The sequence below is a fragment of the Magnetospirillum moscoviense genome, assembly GCF_001650635.1.
Classification (GTDB): domain Bacteria; phylum Pseudomonadota; class Alphaproteobacteria; order Rhodospirillales; family Magnetospirillaceae; genus Magnetospirillum; species Magnetospirillum moscoviense.
This window is the reverse complement of the sequence record NZ_LWQU01000030.1, coordinates 1-4,054: the sequence shown is the minus strand read 5'-3', so window position 1 is coordinate 4,054 and position 4,054 is coordinate 1. Positions and strand designations below refer to the sequence as shown.

Below are 4,054 nucleotides of genomic sequence, written 5' to 3'. Positions count from 1 at the left end.
AACGCCGCCTTGTAGGCGGCGGTGAAACTGCGCCGCCGTGGCCTTGCCGTCACCTCCAGATCTGGAGGTGACGGCAAGGCCACACCATCATCTCCACCAACTGCATTTGAAGGCTCTTCCCCTGCCATGGCCGCTTTCCTCTGATCCTTGCTCACTCAACTCCACGCAGGGAGTTTGTGGCAAGGATCATTGGCACAGAGGGTTTCGTTCAATCCCCCACGATTCATGGCGTTCGAAATCCGCTCTAATCTTTATCCAGGTGGCCAATTCCCCTGCACGGCTCTCCGCCTCAATCTTTTTTGACGAATTGAGGGATTTAGCATGTTCAGTGCGTGCCTATCCGCTTAACGCACTCACCCGCTACATCTAGGGTGCTGCCATTCGCCGGAATAAAGCTCACCGAAAGTTGGAGCGATCGTATCTCCAGCGATGCCCAGCAGTGATCGGAAGGCGTTAAACGGATAGAAGCGGCGGTTGAATCGGAAAGTGAACTCGTTCAGATACGCCTGCAAATGCTTGGCGCTGACGCCGTGGTGGATACCGTTCAGCCAAGTCTTCAAATTTGAAAACACCAGATGGACGATAGGCAGGAACTCGTCGGCGATCTCCGGTTCACCGCATTCGGCGATGGCATGATGGTCGTACCCACGCTTACGCAAGCTGGCGTAGGCACTCCAGTCATCGGTGATCAGAAGCGTTCCCGGCTCAACCGCGCCTTCCACGAAACCGCAGAGCGACTCGGCTGACCGATCAGGCACGATGGCCAGGCGGACGCGTCCGGCATAGCGTCCATCCCTCCTGTTGTCCTGTGCGGTTCCGGGTTCCCGGTGCCGAACTTCGACTGCGCAAGAGACCAGCGTCTTGCGGTGGACACCTCGGCCTTCGCCGCGTGTACGTCCGCCCACCAGCGTCTCATCCACCTCGACATGTTCGCCGTCCCGGCCGCCGATGCGGTCCTGATCGGGCCGGACCATGCCAGCGCGGAGCTTGTGCAAGATGCCGAATGCTGTTTCGTAGCGAGACAGGCCGAGCTGGCGCTGGAACTGGACGGCGGACATGCCTTGCGTCTGGCTGGCGATCAGATAGGCAGCCCAGAACCAAGTGCTGAGCGGTACACGGCTGCGCTCCATCACCGTGCCGACGGTCAGGCCAGTGTCCTTGCGGCAGGCGCGACACCGCAGGACGCCTGGACGAGTGGAAATTCTAAACGGCTCGCCGACTACACCACAACTCGGACAGGCAAAACCGTCAGCCCACCGCGCCGTTTCCAGATAGAGAGCGCAAGCGGCATCATCCGGAAACAGTTGCTGGAACTCAGGCAGAGACTGCGGGAACGGCAGATCGGAACGAGTGAGAACGTCCACGATCACATGCCTGGAATGGGGCCGCTCTCGTCACAAGCACAGGGTGTCATTCCACACTTGGAGCAAACCCTTTCCCGCACCAATTTGGGCTTCATCTCTAGACCAAAATAGATGTCACTTAATGCAAGCGTAGCACCAACTTCGGGAAACTCGATGACATCATCAAGGCTGTCATACATAACCTCGCCCCAGCCTTCGCCATCGCGAAAATGCAACAGTGAGCATGCATTATTTGTGTCAATCAGCAAGATGTACTTGATGTCAGGATGTGACTTGTACTCAATCACCTTCTTATGAGAATCAAAGCCCCTTGTCGATGGTGAGAGGACTTCGATAACTAGCGTCGGCGCTGTGGCACGCATAGCTTGGTCGTCACGCTTGCCACAATCGACGACGACATCAGGATATCTGATCGTGCCGTTACTCGTGGGTACGCCAGTGTCGGCAGCCGTCGGTCGGCACTTTTTACCCCGCAATTGGGTATGAAGTGAGGTCAACGTATTGGCCGCGATGTCTTGGTGGCGTTGAGTTGCGCCAGCCATCATCATCGGCTCACCGTCTATCAGCTCCCACTTCTCATCACGCGTCTGGACAAACTCAAAGAACTCGTCCTCGGTCATATATGCTACGGCTGGCTGTGGCATGGCGAACTCCCGTAATCATTCCCCGTGAAGATACAGGATTATATCGTGTGCGTCAACCGGATAAGGCGCGCACACTACATGTAGTGGGTGAGTGCGTTAAGCGGATAGGCATGGTTCAGTGTAGACGTTAATGAAATCGAACATGGACGCATCCGTCCTGAACGGCGACCGGAAAACTGCCATGGCCTCTGCCCCCCCCGAGACAGGCCGGGATGTTGCGGATCATGTCCGCCATTTTTTGAAGGCGCTTTTCGCCCTCCGGCAGGCCGTTATAATCTCTAGTCGGAATACGACTCGCCGCCTCGGCACGAATGTCGCCTTTCGTTAAAAATATTCTTTGAACATATTTAACTGAAAAATTTGCTGCATTGGCGTCAGAAATCCACGGACTCCGCCGAAGATTTGACTCAGTCGTTAATATCGTGAACGTTTTTAACTGAAAGGCTATATCGCCAGCATAAGCAACCTGTCGACAATAGTGATGATCGAGTCCCTCCACTGGCCCGGTGCAGCATTATCCCCGGTATCTGCTTCCTTGGCCGCCACATCCTCGGGCCGATGCGCTTCCTGCGCACCGGCCCGAGAATCTCCTATTATTGAAGTAACCAACCGAAAACATCATCCGGCGATCATCCGCTGCACCACGGAGATCACGTCCTCGCTCGCCACCTTGATCTGAGTGCCGGTGCTGAGTTCCTTGATCAGCATCGAGCCGTCTGCGAACTCGCTTTCGCCTGCGATCAGGGCGAGATGGAAGCCCTTGGGAGCTACGCCACATCGCCACCCGCAAGGACGGGCATCATCCGATCATCTTCATGCAGTGCGGCCCGGTGCGATTCCGCGTCGATGCGAAGCGGCAGGCCGCCCAGCGCCCGTTCGAGCATCGGGTTGTCCTCAGGCAGACCGGGTTCACGTTGCCCGTCGGGATGAACGGCGACCGGCCCGCGATCCAGGATGTATACAATGCCCTGGCCAGGGACGAGCCGCGCAACACCATGATCTTCGACGACGTGCTGAAGGCCCTGGAAGGCGGGCGCTCGCCGGTGGTCCTGACCGAACGCAAGGAACACGCTCTGCTTCTGGCAGAACGGCTGTCGCGATTTGCCCGGAATGTCATCGTTCTGCACGGTGGCATGGGGGTAAAGGCGCGGCGGGCGCAAGCCGAGCAGCTTGCCGCCATCGCCGACACCGAGGAGCGGGTGCTGATCGCCACCGGGCGCTACATCGGCGAAGGATTCGACGATGCTCGGCTCGACACTCTGTTCCTGACCATGCCGATTTCCTGGCGTGGCACCCTGGCCCAATATGCCGGCCGCCTGCATCGCCTCCACCCCGGGAAGCGGGAAGTCATCATCTATGATTACGTCGATGAGGCCGTCCCGGTACTGGCCCGCATGAGCGGCAAGCGCATCAAAGGATACGACAGCCTGGGATATTCGGCCGGAATATCACTACCATAGGCTGCGCGCCCATCGTCGAGCCGTTCAGTCAAATTACCTGAAGGTCGTATCTCGGCAAAGTCGCAGAAACGCTGCAACTGCGGCGGCAGCCCTTCGACCGGGAACCGAGGAGGGTTCATAGAACTGCGGAAAATGGCGGATTCCTGCGGGATTAATCGAAAATGCATCCACCGGAAACCCGTACCCAGCTTTTCGCTCCTCTGTCACTCCGCTTCGCAGGATTTCGCTCTGCTACTTCCAGATTATGAGACCCATATTTTGTTTTTCTCAGCATTTCCACACGCCACTCACGTTTTCGCTTTTTTCCGCCATATCAAAGCGATAGCCCATATCAAACCCACTCCCCCTTTCGCACCGACGCGCTACATTTTGTGCCTCATTGAGTCCATGAGGAGTCCATGGATCGATGGCAATGAGCGCAGGAACATCGGACCACAGGAAGCCTTCCATACGAGCTCTTGCCTGCGTCACGACTGCGTATTACATATGTGAAAGTCCGTGTCACAAGGCTGGAACGCCCTCCATGTCCACCCCCACGATCACCTTCCGGGTGAAGCCCGATCGGCAACAGGCCGTCCGCGAGCTC

Annotated in this window: 3 protein-coding genes and 1 pseudogene; 1 reads left to right on the top strand and 3 read right to left on the bottom strand. The window is 57.3% G+C overall.

The window, feature by feature from the left end:
* Positions 1-353: 353 nt before the first annotated feature.
* The 3 genes and pseudogenes from A6A05_RS01735 to A6A05_RS22190 all read right to left on the bottom strand — a co-directional run.
* Positions 354-1,364 (bottom strand): IS1595 family transposase, encoded by a 1,011-nt coding sequence (locus tag A6A05_RS01735; RefSeq protein ID WP_068496865.1) that lies wholly within the window; start codon positions 1,362-1,364, stop codon positions 354-356.
* A 2-nt stretch (positions 1,365-1,366) separates the two neighbouring features.
* Positions 1,367-1,984 carry a Uma2 family endonuclease gene (locus tag A6A05_RS01730; RefSeq protein ID WP_068496864.1) on the bottom strand — a complete coding sequence of 206 codons (618 nt, stop codon included), beginning with the start codon at positions 1,982-1,984 and terminating at the stop codon, positions 1,367-1,369.
* Positions 1,985-2,626: 642 nt separating this feature from the next.
* Positions 2,627-2,758 (bottom strand): annotated as a pseudogene (locus tag A6A05_RS22190) (hypothetical protein); the annotation flags it as partial.
* A gap of 80 nt (positions 2,759-2,838) precedes the next feature.
* Between A6A05_RS22190 and A6A05_RS01720 the strand changes: the two are divergent.
* On the top strand, positions 2,839-3,468 hold the full coding sequence (locus A6A05_RS01720) for a DEAD/DEAH box helicase (RefSeq protein WP_216635731.1): 630 nt from the start codon (positions 2,839-2,841) through the stop codon (positions 3,466-3,468).
* Positions 3,469-4,054 lie beyond the last annotated feature (586 nt).